The 14584-nt window shown below is 70.1% G+C and carries 15 protein-coding genes; 12 read left to right on the top strand and 3 right to left on the bottom strand.

What is annotated here, in order from left to right:
• Window positions 1-18 precede the first annotated feature (18 nt).
• The 9 genes from KV557_RS13420 (at window position 19) to KV557_RS13380 (ending at window position 7401) form a co-directional block, all read left to right on the top strand.
• The gene (locus tag KV557_RS13420; protein WP_218200114.1) at window positions 19-1038 is read left to right on the top strand and encodes a hypothetical protein; all 1020 of its coding nucleotides are present in this window, start codon (window positions 19-21) and stop codon (window positions 1036-1038) included.
• A 49-nt stretch (window positions 1039-1087) separates the two neighbouring features.
• Window positions 1088-2197 (top strand): beta-ketoacyl synthase N-terminal-like domain-containing protein, encoded by a 1110-nt coding sequence (locus KV557_RS13415; protein ID WP_218200113.1) that lies wholly within the window; start codon window positions 1088-1090, stop codon window positions 2195-2197.
• An 83-nt stretch (window positions 2198-2280) separates the two neighbouring features.
• Window positions 2281-2550, top strand: a complete 270-nt coding sequence (locus KV557_RS13410) for an acyl carrier protein (RefSeq protein WP_218200112.1) — start codon at window positions 2281-2283, stop codon at window positions 2548-2550.
• Window positions 2547-2942: a 3-hydroxyacyl-ACP dehydratase FabZ family protein gene (locus KV557_RS13405; RefSeq protein ID WP_218200111.1), complete on the top strand. Its 396-nt coding sequence runs from the start codon at window positions 2547-2549 to the stop codon at window positions 2940-2942. The genes KV557_RS13410 and KV557_RS13405 overlap by 4 nt, the downstream gene beginning before the upstream one ends.
• Complete coding sequence (locus KV557_RS13400; RefSeq protein WP_218200110.1) at window positions 2942-3436, top strand: 3-hydroxyacyl-ACP dehydratase FabZ family protein; 495 nt, start codon at window positions 2942-2944, stop codon at window positions 3434-3436. The genes KV557_RS13405 and KV557_RS13400 overlap by 1 nt, the downstream gene beginning before the upstream one ends.
• A gap of 60 nt (window positions 3437-3496) precedes the next feature.
• The gene (gene fabG / locus KV557_RS13395; RefSeq protein WP_218200109.1) at window positions 3497-4243 is read left to right on the top strand and encodes a 3-oxoacyl-[acyl-carrier-protein] reductase; all 747 of its coding nucleotides are present in this window, start codon (window positions 3497-3499) and stop codon (window positions 4241-4243) included.
• A gap of 17 nt (window positions 4244-4260) precedes the next feature.
• Window positions 4261-4878 carry a 2-hydroxychromene-2-carboxylate isomerase gene (locus KV557_RS13390; RefSeq protein WP_218200108.1) on the top strand — a complete coding sequence of 206 codons (618 nt, stop codon included), beginning with the start codon at window positions 4261-4263 and terminating at the stop codon, window positions 4876-4878.
• Window positions 4879-4955: 77 nt separating this feature from the next.
• On the top strand, window positions 4956-6992 hold the full coding sequence (locus KV557_RS13385) for an ABC1 kinase family protein (RefSeq protein ID WP_308129884.1): 2037 nt from the start codon (window positions 4956-4958) through the stop codon (window positions 6990-6992).
• Window positions 6993-7146: 154 nt separating this feature from the next.
• A complete protein-coding gene (locus KV557_RS13380) occupies window positions 7147-7401 on the top strand; it encodes a LysR family transcriptional regulator (protein ID WP_218200106.1) in 255 nt (84 codons plus the stop codon).
• Window positions 7402-7469: 68 nt separating this feature from the next.
• On the opposite strand, the gene hppD is transcribed toward KV557_RS13380, so the two are convergent.
• Window positions 7470-8516, bottom strand: coding sequence for a 4-hydroxyphenylpyruvate dioxygenase (gene hppD, locus KV557_RS13375; RefSeq protein WP_256177351.1), 1047 nt, complete (start codon window positions 8514-8516; stop codon window positions 7470-7472).
• Between the two features lie 262 nt (window positions 8517-8778).
• Here hppD and KV557_RS13370 point away from each other — a divergent pair, with 262 nt between their 5' ends.
• From KV557_RS13370 to KV557_RS13360, 3 genes are all read left to right on the top strand, one after another.
• Entirely contained in the window at window positions 8779-10005 is a 1227-nt protein-coding gene (locus KV557_RS13370) for a cytochrome P450 family protein (protein ID WP_218200104.1), read from the top strand.
• A gap of 103 nt (window positions 10006-10108) precedes the next feature.
• Window positions 10109-11080, top strand: a complete 972-nt coding sequence (locus KV557_RS13365) for an ATP-binding cassette domain-containing protein (RefSeq protein WP_218200103.1) — start codon at window positions 10109-10111, stop codon at window positions 11078-11080.
• Window positions 11077-11874, top strand: a complete 798-nt coding sequence (locus KV557_RS13360; RefSeq protein WP_218200102.1) for an ABC transporter permease — start codon at window positions 11077-11079, stop codon at window positions 11872-11874. Before KV557_RS13365 ends, KV557_RS13360 begins: the two co-directional genes overlap by 4 nt.
• Window positions 11875-12024: 150 nt before the next feature.
• On the opposite strand, the gene KV557_RS13355 is transcribed toward KV557_RS13360, so the two are convergent.
• Window positions 12025-13095 carry a MupA/Atu3671 family FMN-dependent luciferase-like monooxygenase gene (locus KV557_RS13355; RefSeq protein WP_218200101.1) on the bottom strand — a complete coding sequence of 357 codons (1071 nt, stop codon included), beginning with the start codon at window positions 13093-13095 and terminating at the stop codon, window positions 12025-12027.
• Window positions 13096-13250: 155 nt separating this feature from the next.
• Window positions 13251-14480 (bottom strand): cytochrome P450 family protein, encoded by a 1230-nt coding sequence (locus tag KV557_RS13350; protein ID WP_218200100.1) that lies wholly within the window; start codon window positions 14478-14480, stop codon window positions 13251-13253.
• Window positions 14481-14584: the final 104 nt, after the last annotated feature.

The following is a 14584-nucleotide window of genomic DNA, read 5'->3' as shown; positions in this document are numbered from 1 at the left end:
TTCAGGGGAGCACCATCGATGACCACCGTGACCGAAAGCGCAGTCAAGGCGCTCCTCACCAGTGAGACGACGACCTCGCTGCGCACTCGCTTCGAGGGCGCCAACATCTGCACCTGGATCGGCTTCAAGCACATCAACTACCTCGTCGAGGAAGCCATCCTGCTCCACTTCGCCGAGGCCGGCCTCGACGCCCGTACGCTCTACACGGAGCACGGACTCGGCGTGGACCTCGTCGAGCTCGACACCCGCATCCTGAGTGCCCTCTTCATGGACGAGACGGTCGAGGCGCGGATCGTCCCCAAGGCCGGGGACGAGGACACCGCCGTCTCCTTCACCGTCACCCTGAACGGCGAGCGCGAGGGTGCGGAGACCAAGCTGGTCGCCGCCCGGGCCAAGGCCGTGCTGCGCCGCGACGGTTACATCGAGGAGCCGGGTGAGCCGCCGGCCCCGATCGCCCGCTTCGTGACGGACCGCCTGAGCACCCCGGTGGCCGGCCTGCCGACACCGCCCGACATCTCCGGCCTCGACCTCACCGCGGCCACCACGTCGCTGTCCGCCGGCCGTGGTACCACCGGTCCCGACCCGGTGCTCGACCTGCTCACCGCCGGAACCAACTCCTTCGGCTGGAAGTGGCGCATCCCCTACCCGTACTGCCACTTCTCCGAGCGCCTCCAGATGTCCAGCTACCTGCGGCAGATGGAGGAGGTCGTCGACCTGTTCCTGGCTGACCGCGGCATCTCGGTGCGGACCCTGATGGACGAGCGCCGCTGGATCCCAGCCTGCCCGCACTCCAAGATCCAGATCGTCGACGAGGCGCTCATGGAGGAAGAGCTCTACACCGTCTACACGGTGGAGGACATCTTCAAGGACTTCACCTACACCTCGCGGATGGACTGCTACGTGGTCCGCGACGGCAGGCTCGTACAGACCGCCACCGGCAAGGTCACGCACGGCTACGCCGTCGTCGACAACCGGCGGGAATGGAACCTGGTCACCTTCGACGAGCGCGTCGCCAAGGCGCTCCGGGGCGAGGCCTGAGGGCCGTGCCGATCCGGCAGGCGAAACCGCGGAGAGCAACGGAGCAGATATGAGCGCGACCTCAACTCTTGTGAATCGTACGGTCATCACCGCCTGGTCGGCGGTGTCCCCGTTCGGCATCGGCCGGGCGGCCTTCGCCGAGGGGCTGCGGGAACGCCGCGTTGCCGAGGCGCCCCTGGAGCGCGATCCCTGGCAGGCGGCGGCCGAAACCGCCTGCCTGGTACCGGACTTCGACATCCGCGCGGTGCTCGGCAAGAAGGGCACCCGGTCGATGGACCGGGCCACCGGCCTTGCCGTCACCACGGTGAGCCGGCTGCTCGACGACTCGCCGCGCAACCGGCAGGTCGCCACCGGCGAGGACTCCGCCCTCGTGCTCGGCACGACCACCGGCAGTGTGCAGAGCCAGATGGACTTCACCCGGGACTCGTTCACCGGTGAGAAGCCGTACTTCGTGGACCCGGCGCGCTTCCCGAACGCCGTGATGAACTGCGCCGCCGGCCAGAGCGCGATCTGGCACCAGCTCAAGGGCGCCAACACCACCATCGCCGGCGGCCACGCGGCCGGCCTGTACGCCCTCAACTACTCCCGCCGGCTGCTCAACTTCGGCCGCGCGCGGACGGTGCTGTGCGGCGCGGTCGAGGAGTTCTCGCACGCCCGTTCCTGGCTCGACAAGCACAGCCACACCCCGGAGACCGACGGCGCGGCGCTGCCGGCCGGGGAGGGCTGCGGCCTGCTGCTGATCGAGCGTGCGGACGCGGACGACCCGGACCAGCCGGTGCTGGCCGAGCTGCTCGCGGTCCAGATGGGCATCGCGCTCGGCGGTGACGTCCGTACCGCCCTGGCCTCCTGCGTGGAGCGCGCGCTGCGCCGCGCCGAGGTGCGGCCGGAGGAGCTGTGGGCGGTGTCCACCAGCGAGGCGCCCGGCCCGATCGGCGAGCAGGAACAGGCCGTGGTCGAGTCGGCCACCGTCGGCGCGAAGCCGCGCCACCTCACCCAGACCGCCCTGCTCGGCGACACCGTCGCCGCGTCGGCCGCCTTCCAGGTGGCCGGAGTCCTGGTGCACGCCGAGGACGACCCGTCGGCCGCCGGCCGGGTCGCCCTGGTCACCTCGGTCGACCGCGACGGTGCGGTCGGCTGCGCCCTGCTCCGCCTCCACTGACCCCGACCTCTGACGCTTACGGAAGACCAGCCGCCCGAAACCTCGGCCAGCTGGAATCCCTACACACGGATTAGGACACCACCATGACGACTCAGGAGGCCGCGGCGGCCCCCGCGCTCGACAAGGAGGACCTGCGCGCGACCGTCGCGCACGCCCTCGACGTGGACGTCGACGAGCTGACCGATGACGTCTCCTTCATCGCCGACCTCGGGGTCGACTCGCTGCTGGCCCTTGAGGTCGTGGTCGTCCTGGAGAAGAAGTACGGCCTGCGGCTGGAGGAGCGCGACTTCTCGCAGATCACCTCGCTCGGCAGCGCGTACGCGCTGCTGCGCGGGAAGCTCGGGCAGGCGTGATCAGCCCGGTCCTCGCCCAGGTGAAGGTGGTGCGCCCGCCGGCTGCCGATGGGAAGGGCCGGGTGGGCGCGGCCACCGCGGTCACCGTCGGCGAGGACGAGACGGTGCTGCCCGGGCACTACCCGGGGTTCCCGATCTTCCCGGGGGTCTGCGTGATCGAGTGCGTCCGCCTCAGCGCGGTGGCGGCTCCACCACCGGGGGCGGAGTCCCTGGCGCTGGCCGAGGTGGAGTCGACGCGGTTCCTGAGCCCTGTCTTCCCCGGCGACGAACTGACGGTGGAGCTGACGTGGAGCGCCGCCGCCGAGGGCTGGAAGTGCACGGCCAAGGTGGCCACCGTCCGTGCGGTCGCGGCCCAGGCCCGGCTGCGCTTCACCACGGGGAAGGAATCCTGATGCGCACAGACCGGCCCGGCCTCATCGGGCAGTCGGTGATCCGGCGGGCCCTGCCGCACCGGTTCCCGATGCTCCTGGTCGACCGTGTGCTCGACGTCCTCCCGGGCGAGCGCATCACCGCGGTCAAGGCGGTGACCTGCAACGAGCCGTGGTACCGGGAGGTGGCCGCGGACACCGAGGACTTCGCCTATCCGCAGGTGCTGCTGATGGAGTCCTGGTGCCAGGCGGCCGGCCTGCTGGCCACCTGGGAGGCGCCCAACCCGGATGTGCTCGCCGGGCGGGTCATGCTGTTCGGCGCCGTCACCGGCCTTGAGTACCACCGGCCGGTGCTGCCCGGGGACGTCCTGGAACATCGGGCGACCATCACGAGGACGCTCGGCGACACCCTGATCATCGCCGGCGAGAGCCTGGTGGACGGCGAGCCCGTGCTGACCGTCGGGAGCGCCGTGCTGGCGTTCCGCCCGGCCGAGGAACTTCGGCCCGTCCCCGCCTGATATCCCGGGGCATCAGAACCGCCGGCCCCGCAAGCCGGACCAGACGCTTTGGAGAGAGCCATGGCAGAGAACGAAACCCGGGTGGCGCTGGTCACCGGCGGCTCGCGCGGCATCGGCCGCGCCACCGTCCTGCGACTCGCGCAGGAGGGCTTCGACGTCGCCTTCTGCTACCAGTCCAACGAAGAGGCCGCCCGCGTCCTGGAGAAGGAGGTCCGGGAACTCGGTGTCCGGGTGCTGAGCCGCAAGGTCGACGTGCGCGACCTCGCGTCGGTGCGCGGGTTCGTCGAGGAGACCGAGCGCGAACTCGGCCCGGTCGACGCGGCCGTGACCGCCGCCGGCATCACCCGGGACAACCCGCTCGTCCTGATGAAGGACGAGGAGTGGCACCAGGTGCTCGACACCAACCTGGACGGGGTGTACAACGCCTGCCGCGCCGTCGTTTTCGGCATGATGAAGCGCAAGGGCGGCGCGATCGTCAACATCTCGTCGGTCGCGGGCGTCTACGGCAACGCCACCCAGAGCAACTACTCCGCCTCCAAGGCCGGGATCATCGGCTTCTCCCGGGCCCTGGCCAAGGAGGTCGGCCGCTACGGCATCCGCGCCAACGTGGTCGCCCCCGGCTTCATCGACACCGACATGACCTCCGTGCTCACCGGCAAGGTGAAGGACAAGGCGCTGGAGTCGGTGCCGCTGGGCCGCCTCGGCACCGCCGACGAGGTCGCCGACCTGGTCGCCTACCTCGTCTCGCCGCGCGCGGGCTACATCACCGGCGCCGTCCTGCAGATCGACGGCGGCATCACCATCTAGGACCCCAGGAGACCGAGTTGGCGGCCGAACCGGCACGCTGGTACTTCTCCCTCCGCAGCCCGTACTCGTGGCTCGCCTACCGGGAGCTGACCGAGAACGCCCCCGACGTGGCGGAACGGATCGAATGGCGCCCGTACTGGGAGCCGGGCGGGGCGACCGCCCGGCTCCTGGCCGGGACGGACGTCCGGCTGCCCTACGTCCCGATGTCGAAGGAGAAGCACCTCTACATCCTGCAGGACGTCAAACGCCTCGCCGCCGAGCGGGGCCTGACGGTCGCCTGGCCCGTCGACACCGCACCGGACTGGGACGTCGCCCACCTCGGCTGGCTGGTGGCCGAGGACGCCGGCCGGGGCTGCGAGTACATCGGCCACGTCTACCGGGCGCGCTTCGAGCGAGCCCTGGACATCTCGGACCGGGCTGTGATCGCCGAGATCGGCGCGGAGATGGGCCTCGACCCGGACGTCGTCGGCAACGCCGCCGACGACCCGGCGATCCTCGCCCGCGGCGTCGAGGCGCTGCGCGCGCTCGGCCGTGACGGGGTGTTCGGGGTGCCGTTCTTCATCCACGGGCCCGACCGGTACTGGGGCTTGGACCGGCTGGCCGGTTTCCAGGCCGACATCCGCGCGGCGGTGTAGCCGGGGCGGCCGCGCGGGGCGGCATGAAGCTGACACGCTCATGTTGTTCCCGCGTGGCCGCCTCTAACGTTCTTACGGTGATAGCCCTGACGGTCGTACTGCTAGCGGTGCTCTCCATCGCCGTCCTCGTCTTCGGCGTGTCGGCCATCTCCCGGCGGCTGCTCGGCATCCGGGTGGGGCCGTTGCGTGCCCTGGTCGCAGGGCTGGTGCCACTGGGCAGCATGCTCGCCCTCGAACCGATCTCCCGGGAGCACGGGAGCATCGGAGCGTTCGTCGGCCTCAAGCTCGCCCTCACCGTCCTCGCCGCGATGGCCACTCTCGTACTCACCGAGGTGTTCCTGCCCTACGGCAGCTGGACGCTTCCGTTGCAGATCTGGCGGGCGCTCGGCGGCAGCCTCCGCCGCACCCGCCGGTACTCGCAGATCAGCCGGATCTTCATCCGACACGGCCTCGGCCGCCTGCTCAGCGGCCGAGGTCGGCTCGAACAGGCCATTCAGCCCGGCGAGTTCGGCGATCGCACGGCGCGGTCTCTGCGGCTGGCGCTGCAGGAGTGCGGCGGGGCGTTCATCAAACTGGGGCAGGTGCTGTCCACCCGGCGCGACCTGCTGCCTCCGCACTTCATCGAGGAGTTGAGCTGGCTGCAGAGTGCCGTGCCCGCCGATCCCTGGCCGGAGATCGAGGCGGTCCTGGTGGCGGAGCTTGGCCGGCCGGTCGACGAGGTGTTCGAGTGGATCGAGCCCGTGCCGCTCGCCGCCGCGTCCATCGCCCAGGTGCACGAGGCGAAGCTGCGCGAGGGCCCGGTCGTGGTCGTCAAGGTGCAGCGTCCCGGAGTCCGGGAGGCGGTCGAGCGTGACCTCGGCATCGTCGTCGCGGTGACCCGCAGCCTCCAGGCGCGGGCCCGGTTCGGGCCCGCGCTCGGCCTGAAGGACCTTGGCGAGGGGTTCGCCAGGTCGGTGCGGGAGGAGCTGGACTTCCGGATCGAGGCCCGCAACGCGGTCGCGGTGGCGACCTCCTGCGGCGGCCTGGAGGCCGACGCCCCGGTCCGCATCCCCGAGGTGCACTTGGAGTTCACGTCCGCCCGGGTCCTCGTGCAGGAGCGGTTGGCGGGCGTCACGCTGGACCGGGCCGGCCCGGTCGCCGACGCGAAGGGGCTGGACCGTACGGAGCTGGCCCGCACCACCTTCACCGCGGTGATCCACCAGATCCTGCGCGCGGGCGTGTTCCACGCGGATCCCCACCCCGGCAACATCCTGCTGCTGGAGGACGGCCGGATCGGGCTGCTCGACTTCGGATCGGTCGGCCGGCTCGACCCCGCGACCCAGCTCGCCATGGGCGAGCTGCTGCTGGCCGTCAACCGCGGGGATCCGTCGGCCATGCACGACGCCCTGCTCACCCTGCTCGGCACGCGGGCCACCAGCAGCGAGGACCTGATACCCGACACCCTCGTCCTGGAACGCGAGCTGGCCCAGTTCATGGCGCACCACCTGGGCGTCGACGCCCGCCCGGGCGCCGAGATGTTCTCCGCGCTGCTCCAGATCCTGGCGAGCTTCGGGCTCTCCGTGCCACCGCAGGTGGCCGCCGTCTTCCGGTCCCTGGCCACCTTGGAGGGCACGCTGGGACGGCTCGCGGAGGACTTCAACATGGTGGAGGAGGGCCGGGCGATCGCCAGCGGCCTGGTCGCCGACCAGCTGAGGTTCCGCTCGCACGGCGCCCCGGCCCGGGAGGAGGGGCTCGCCGCCGAGCTCTCGTCGATGGCCCGCGGCGCGGTGCAGGAGATGTTGTCCGTCCTGCCGATGCTGCGCAGACTGCCCCGGCGGGCCGACCGGATCAGCGCCTCGATCGAGGAGGGGCGGCTCGCGGTACGGGTACGGGTGTTCGCGGACGAACGCGAGCGGCGGTTCGTCTCGGGCCTCATTCACCAGATGACGGTCACGCTGCTGGCCGCCTGCACCGGGCTGATGGGGGTGCTGCTGATGGTGTTCGGCACCGGCCGTGGACCGCACGTCGCCGCGGACCTGGAACTGTTCCCGTTGCTGGGCTACCAGGCGATCGCGGTCAGCGGCATCCTCATGCTCCGGGCGCTGTACACGGCGATCCGCCGGCCCACGCCGTAACGCCCCGTCCGGGCGCGGCTCGACGGGGTTTGCAGCTTCCTGTAAGGGCCATTGCCGAGCTACTTCAAATGAGCTGTCATGGAGTCGAAATCACCGGGAGCCGCTGCTTCGGTGCGGGACGTCGGCCGGGCCGCCGAAAAGACAGGGGGAAGCCATGCACGAACGAGAGTTCCGCGCCTTCGTATCCGTGGCCGAGATCGGCCGCATGGACCACGCGGCGAAAGAACTGGGATATTCGCAGCCGGCCATCAGCTACCAGATCAAATGCCTGGAGCAGATGCTGGGCACCAAACTCTTCACCCGCGATTCGACCGGGGCCCATCTCACCCGGGAGGGCCGGATGATTCTGCCGTCCGCAAAAGCGGTGCTGACTCTGATCGACAGTATGAAAGGCGTCTGCTCGGTGTGAGCGGAAGGGCTCCGGAGCCACCCGACGAGGGCCGGTCCGGAGCCCTTCCGCGCCCCGCGCCGGCGGGGTCAGGCGACCTCCTCCCGGGCGCGCTCGACGGCCTCGTACAGCGCGCGGATGTTGGAGCTGCCGAAGCTCTGGGCGCCGTGCCGCTGGATCAGCTCGAAGAAGAGCGTGCGGCGCTCGAACGGTGAGCGGGAGAACAGCTGGAGCAGGAAGCCCCACTCGTCGCGGTCCGCGAGGACGTTCGTCTTGCGCAGGTCGGGGATCGTGTCGTCGAGGTCGGTGATCCGCTCGGCGAGCGCGTCGTAGTAGGTCCCGGGGGTTTGCAGGAACTCGATGCCACGGGACTCGTACTCCAGGACGGCCGGGACGATCTCGTCGACCAGGAAGGCCAGGTGCTGCACGCCGGCGCCGCCGTTGCGCTGCAGGTACTCGTCGATCTGGCCCGGCTTCTTGGTCGGGTCGGGCTCCAGGATGGTGAAGGTGATTCCGGTGGAGGGGCTGCGCACCACGATCGAGTCCATGGCCTGGTCGCCGACCGCGACGTACTCGCTGAAGAACCGCTCGAAGCCGAAGCCGTCGATGTAGTAGCGGACGGTGTCGTGCAGGGTCCCCGCTTCGAGGCAGACCGCGATGTGGTCGAGCAGCCGCAGCTGCGGGGCGTCGTCGATCGGGCCCTGCTCCGCCACCGCCGGGGTCCAGGGCCGGCCGGCCGGGAACTCGTGCTCCTCGCCGGGGCAGCGGCGCACCAGCGTGTGGCGGACGGCTCCGAAGCCGGAGACCACGGGCACGTCGGAGCCGGTCGCGGTGAGGGCGCGGCCGCCGGCGGCGAGTGCGCCGGCCAGGACGGCGGCCGGGTTCAGGCAGGAGAAGGCGATGTCGGCTATCCCGTCGCCGTGCACCGCCAGGTGCTCCGCGGCACCGGGCCCCGACGTGACCACGAGCCGGATGCCGTTCCGGCGGAGCAGGACCGAATCGAGTTCGTCCGTCCGGGACCTCGCCTGCTCGCGGAATCCCCACTTGGTCACGAAGTAATCGGTGGTCCGGTGCTGGTCGTTGGTGTAGATCTCGATGTACTCGACGTCATGAGCGGTCACGTTCTTGTTCCCCATCCGACGATTTCCTGGCCGGGCACAGCGGGGTGCCATCGGTGAAGGTCCGGCCACTGCCAACCATGAAATGGAGGATGCACCGCGGTGGGGCCGCGGCGATACGCCGGGTCAAATAGTTGAAAACGGATGAGGTCCGCCGGGCGGCGTATCGAAGTTCCTGAAGTGCGGATCGGCGCGGCCGGATCTCCTGATATCAAGTTGCCAATGGCATCGTCATGTCCGTGCTGGGCGGGGACGGACCGAACCGGGAGGAACCGACAGCATGTCCGAGGGCACTGCGCAGGAACTGGATCAGCTGGGCGAGGAGTTCGTGCGCGATCCGTACCCCGTTTACGCCAGACTGCGCGAGCGGGGACCGGTCGCGCACGTGGTGCTCGCCGGGACGCCGATGTGGCTGGTCCTCGGTTACACCGAGGCGCGCGCGGCGCTGACCAAGCCCGAGTTGGTGAAGGGCCCGGAATGGGCCGCGCGGGTCGTTGCGGCGCGGACCGGCGTCGAGCAGGCCGAGAGGCCGGTCGAGCGGTCGCTCGGGCAGCGGATGCTCGTGGAGCACATGCTGAACACGAACCCCCCGCACCACACTCGGCTCCGCAAGCTGGTCGCCAAGGCGTTCACGGCCCGTCAGGTCCAGGCGCTCAGGCCCCGGATCGAGCACACGGTGGAGCGGCTGCTCGGCGACCTCGCCCCCCAGGGCGAGGTGGATCTGCTCAAGGCCTTCGCGTTCCCGCTGCCGCTCACCGTCATCTCCGAGATGATCGGAGTGCCCGAGGCCGACCAGGCGGTCTTCGGCGCGTGGTCGAACGCGCTGACCGTTGCCATGCAGCCGGGGGAGATGCAGCGGATCGCCGACGAGATGGCGGACTACCTCACCGGCCTGATCGCGTCGAAGCGGAGCAACCCGGCGGACGACCTGATCACCGGTCTCATCCAGGCCCGGGACGAGGAGGACCGCCTCAGCGAGCACGAGTTGGTGTCGATGGTGTTCCAACTCCTGGTCGCGGGCTACGAGACGACGGCGCACCTCATCGGCAATGGCGTCCTCGCCCTGCTCCGCCACCCCGACCAGTTCGCCGCCCTGCGCGCCGACCGCGCGCTGCTGGCCGGCGCGGTCGAGGAGTTCAGCCGCTACGACAACTCGCTGCACCTGTCGACCCTCTCGGTCACGGCGGAGCCCGTCGAGATCGGTGGCGTGCTGATCCCCGCCGACGAGTTCGTGCTCGTGGCGCTCGGCTCGGCGAACCACGACCCCGCGCGCTTCGACGATCCGGAGCGTTTCGACATCCGTCGGCAGCCCGGCGGGCACCTGGCGTTCGGCCACGGGATCCACCACTGCATGGGGGCGCCGTTGGCCCGGATGCAGACCGAGCTCGCCGTCGGCGCCCTGATCGAGCGCTTCGACCGGATCGAACTGGCCGTCTCGCCGGAGGAACTCCGGTACGAGATGAACCTGACCCGTGGGTTGGAGTCGCTGCCCGTCCGGCTCGGCTGATCGGCAGCCAACCGTAAACGTCGAACTCGACTGGTTTCCGGTGCCCCGACACATGCTGTCGGCGCTGATCGGACGGGTTCGTCACCATGTGACGAGGAGTCTGATGGATATCGCAATATCCGTGGCCGGCCTGCGGAAGAAGTACGGCGAGACCGAGGTGCTCAAGGGCATCGACCTCGCCGTCGAGGCCGGCACGGTCTACGGGTTGCTCGGCCCCAACGGCGCGGGCAAGACGACCATCGTGCGAACGCTGGCGACACTGCTCAAGCCGGACGCCGGCACGGCCACGGTCGCCGGGTTCGACGTGCTGCGCCAGCCGCAGGAGGTGCGGCGCAGCATCGGGCTGACGGGGCAGTACGCCGCGCTGGACGCCGGGTTGACCGGCCGGGAGAACCTGGTTCTGGTCGCTACCCTGATGCACCTGGGCCGCCGGAGGGCGCGTGCCCGCGCCGCCGAGGTGCTGGAGATGTTCGATCTCACGCATGCCGCGGACCGGCCGGTGCGGACCTATTCCGGCGGGATGCGCCGCAGGCTGGACCTCGGTGCGAGCCTGACCGGGAACCCGCCGGTGATCTTCCTGGACGAGCCCACCACGGGTCTGGACCCGGTCAGCCGGATCGCCCTCTGGGAGCTGGTGCGCAAACAGGTCGCGGAGGGGGTGACGGTGCTGCTGACGACCCAGTACCTGGAGGAGGCCGACCAGCTCGCCCACCGGATCGCGGTGATCGACAAGGGCCGGCTCGCGGCCGAGGGAGCCCCGGCGGACCTCAAGCGCACGGTCGGCGGTGAGCGGCTGGAGATCACCGTGCGGGCGCCCGAGATGGCGCTGGCCGCGCAGGCGGCACTGGCCAGGGTCTCGTCGGTCGGCTGCGCCCCGCCGGTCGTCGACGAGGACGGGCTGCGGGTGTCGGTGGCGCTGGAGAATGGCATCGCAGGTGTCTCCGCCGCGGCACAGGAGCTGCAACAGGCCTCGGTCGAGGTCGTCGACTTCCTCGTCCGGCGCCCCTCGCTGGACGACGTATTCCTGGAACTCACGGGCCACCACAAGGGCGAACTGGAGACCGCGAACCGATGAAGTCCTACATCCTCGGCGACTCCCTCGCCCTGTTCGGCCGGCACATGACGCTCCTGAAGCGGGCGCCGCAGCGGATCCTGCACGTCACGCTGATGCCGATCATGTTCGTCATCCTCTTCGGATACCTCTTCGGCAGTTCGATGACGGTGCCCTCCGGGGACTACCACTCGTACATCATGGCCGGCGTGTTCATCCAGATCATGCTCGCGAGCGTGGTGAACACCGGCGTGGGCGTGGCGACGGACCTCAAGAACGGCCTGGTGGACCGCTTCCGCTCGCTGCCGATGGCCCAGGTGTCGGTGCTGCTCGGCAGGACGTTCTCCGACGTCCTGCTCAACGTGATCTCCTGCGTGCTGATGCTGTCCGTCGGGCTCGTGATCGGGTGGCGCATCGAGAGCAACGTCATCAAGGCGACCGAAGGCTTCCTGCTGGTGCTGCTGCTCGGTTTCACCATGACCTGGATCGGGTGCATGATCGGCCTCCTCGTCCGTGAGCCCCAGGGGGTCAACGCGGTCGCGATGATGGTGACCATGCCATCGACGTTCCTGTCCTCGACCTTCTACCCGCTGAACAATCTGCCGGACTGGCTGCAGGCCATCGCCCAGTGGAGCCCGATGACGACCGTGGCCACCGCCCTGCGGGAGCTGTGGGGCAACCCGACCGGCAACGGTGCCGATCCGGCGCTTCCGCTGCGCTATCCCGTTCTCTCCTCCGCCCTCATGCTGTCCGCGCTGCTGGTCGTCGTGATCCCGCTGACCACCAGGGCCTACGACCGCGCCGCGCGGAAGGGCTGACACCACCCGGCCGACGGCGGCCGGTGCCCGGAGCGGACCTTCAACGGTCGCTCCGGGCACCGGTCTTCGCCGTGTCCGGACACCGCAACGGCTCGTGAATGCCGGCGGCACGAGCCGCCGGCATTCGGAGTCACCGGTTGGACAGCGCGGTCAGCGGCCCTGGTGCGCACGCCAGGTGTCGTGCAGGAGGGCGAGGTGCTGGAAGGCGTCGACGACCTGGTCCGTCGCCACACCGAAGTCCACCAGGCACGCGACCTCGTCCACGCCGGCGTCGGCGAGCTGCTTGAGCATCGACATGCAGTCGTCGACGGTTCCGAACATGCCGCTGGTCTCGAAGTACCGGTCGAAGGCCTGGGCCACCAGAAAGCGGCGGTCCTCCTCGCTCATGCTCCGGAGCTCCCGCGACATCGCGGCACCGTCGGCGCCGGCCGCCTCGGCCGCCTTGACCAGCAGGTCGAAGGAGCTGGCCAGGTAGCGGGAGAACGGCTCGCGCACGGTCTCCCGTACGGCCTCGCTGTCGGTGCCGACGAAGGTGTGCAGCATCAGCGCCACGTGGGCGCGCCCCTCGTCGCCGTGGTGCTCCCGGTAGGCGGCACGGTACTCGGCGATCCGCTGCGCCAGCGTCCCGACCTCCTGGCCGAGCAGGTGGGTGAGGACGCCCAGGCCGTGCCGCCCGGCCAGTTCGAAGGTCGCCGGGGTGCCGCCGGTGGTCAGCCACACCGGCAGCTCGGGCTGAACCGGCGGCGGGAACACCGTCAGCGACACCGACTCGCCCGCGCCGTCGACGAGTTCGACCGACTCGCGCCGCCACAGTCGGCGGATCGTGTCGATCGAGTCCATCAGCGCGCTCTTGCGGGTCTCGTAGTTCTCCGGGCGCAGCGCGAAGTCGGCGGCGTGCCACCCCGAGGCGATCGCCACCCCCGCCCGCCCGTTGGAGAGGTTGTCGACGACCGACCACTCCTCGGCGATCCGCAGCGGGTGGTGCAGCGGCGCCACCACGCTGCCGGCCCGCACGGCCACATGCTTGGTCACCGCGGCGACGGCGGCGCCGGTGACCGAAGGATTGGGGTAGAGCCCGCCGAACGGGTGGAAGTGCCGCTCGGGGGTCCACACCGCGGTGAAGCCGTTGTCGTCGGCAAAGCGCGCGCCCTCCAGCAGCAGCCGGTAGCGGTCCTGCTGTTCGGTGTCGTTGTTGGCGAAGTAGAAGAGACTGAAATCCATCGTGGTCTCCGGGTCGGGTGAAGGAGGACGCCGGGTCGCCGTGCCTGAACCCGGCGGGCTGGATCCCCGCTGATCGCCGGAAGGGTGATCGCGGGGCCAGCCGGAAGGCCCGGAACTCGCCGTGGCAAATCCCGGGCCCCGGTGGTGCGCCGGACTCACGCGGTCGGCTGGAACACCACCGGCAGGTCGATCATCGGACGGACCATCAGGCCCGGCCGGTAGCGCACCTCGGACGGGTGGACGGCCAGTCGCACGTCCGGGAAGCGCTCGTACACCCGCCGGATGGCGAGCTCGGTGAGGGCCTTGGACATGTGACTGCCGAGGCAGTAGTGGATGCCGTGGCCGAAGCTGACGTGGGCCGGCCGCGCCCGGGTGACGTCCAGCTCGTCCGGGCGGTCGGGGAAGGCTTGCGGATCGCGGTTGGCCCCGGCCAGGGAGATGATGATGATCTCGTCCGCCGGGATCTCCACCCCGCACAGCTCCATGGGCTCCAGAGTCACCCGCTGCAGGGAGTTGATCAACGGGCTGGTGTAGCGCAGCAGTTCCTCGACGGCATTCGGCAGCAGGTCGAAGTCCTCGGCGATCTTCCGCGCCTGGTCGGGGTGGGTGAGCAGTGCGGCGAACGCGCCGTTCAGCAGGCTGGTGGTGGTGTCGTTGCCGCCGGTCATCAACGCGAACGCGGTGGACAGCGCCTCCTTGGCGTCCAGCCGCTTGTCCTCGTCGGCGTGCACCAGGGCGGAGAGCAGGTCGTCCTCGGGAGTTTCCTGCCTGCGGGCGATGAGCTCCTTCAGGTAGTCCGACAGCTGCCGGGTGTGCTCGGCGATGATGCCGGTCGGATCGGCCGCGTCCACCCGGCGCAGGGTGTTCGTCCACACCAGGAACCGGGGCCAGTCGGCGTCCGGAACGCCCATCAGCTGTGCGATGGTGATGATCGGCAGCGGCTCGGACAGGCCGGAGATCAGGTCGCGGTTGCCGGTGCGCACCATCTCGTCGAGCAGGTCGTCGACCACCTTCTCCCAGCCGTCCCGCAGGTCACGCACCCGCTTCGGCGTGAACGCGAAGGTCAGCGCCTTGCGTAGCGGAGTGTGCCGGGGCGGGTCGGAGTTGGCCAGGTGGTTGCTGATCTCATCGGCCGGCTTGATCTCCTGGCCGAGCTGTTTGCCCAGCGCCCGGTAGAGCTTGCCGATGTCGCGGCCGAGCCGGGGGTCGGAGAGCGCGGCGCGCACGTCCTCGTACCGGCTCACCACCCAGGCCCGTACGCCGTCCGGGGTTTCCACCTTGCACACCGGCTGCTCCTTGCGCAGCTCGGCGAGGAAGGGATAGGGATCCTGTGTGTATGCGTCGCTGAACATCCAATAGCGGGTCAGCAGTCCGGAGCCCGTCACCGTGCTCCCCTTTCACCATGTGCCGACAGAACTCCCCGTGGGCGTTCGGCGGGTACGCACGGGACACCGATGGGAACACGCGGCGCAGGCTCCCGGCAGCGCCA

Source organism: Kitasatospora aureofaciens (assembly GCF_019192735.1).
Taxonomy (GTDB): Bacteria; Actinomycetota; Actinomycetes; order Streptomycetales; family Streptomycetaceae; genus Kitasatospora; species Kitasatospora aureofaciens_A.
The sequence above is the reverse complement of the archived record's forward strand: the minus strand, read 5'-3'. Positions and strand labels throughout refer to the sequence as shown.

Coding starts and splice junctions, on each gene's coding strand:
- fabG (WP_218200109.1), top strand. CDS start 3,497: ATGGCAGAGAACGAAACCCGGGTGGCGCTGGTCACCGGCGGCTCGCGC.
- hppD (WP_256177351.1), bottom strand. CDS start 8,516: ATGGGGAACAAGAACGTGACCGCTCATGACGTCGAGTACATCGAGATC.
- KV557_RS13400 (WP_218200110.1), top strand. CDS start 2,942: ATGCGCACAGACCGGCCCGGCCTCATCGGGCAGTCGGTGATCCGGCGG.
- KV557_RS13380 (WP_218200106.1), top strand. CDS start 7,147: ATGCACGAACGAGAGTTCCGCGCCTTCGTATCCGTGGCCGAGATCGGC.
- KV557_RS13410 (WP_218200112.1), top strand. CDS start 2,281: ATGACGACTCAGGAGGCCGCGGCGGCCCCCGCGCTCGACAAGGAGGAC.
- KV557_RS13415 (WP_218200113.1), top strand. CDS start 1,088: ATGAGCGCGACCTCAACTCTTGTGAATCGTACGGTCATCACCGCCTGG.
- KV557_RS13370 (WP_218200104.1), top strand. CDS start 8,779: ATGTCCGAGGGCACTGCGCAGGAACTGGATCAGCTGGGCGAGGAGTTC.
- KV557_RS13365 (WP_218200103.1), top strand. CDS start 10,109: ATGGATATCGCAATATCCGTGGCCGGCCTGCGGAAGAAGTACGGCGAG.
- KV557_RS13360 (WP_218200102.1), top strand. CDS start 11,077: ATGAAGTCCTACATCCTCGGCGACTCCCTCGCCCTGTTCGGCCGGCAC.
- KV557_RS13420 (WP_218200114.1), top strand. CDS start 19: ATGACCACCGTGACCGAAAGCGCAGTCAAGGCGCTCCTCACCAGTGAG.
- KV557_RS13355 (WP_218200101.1), bottom strand. CDS start 13,095: ATGGATTTCAGTCTCTTCTACTTCGCCAACAACGACACCGAACAGCAG.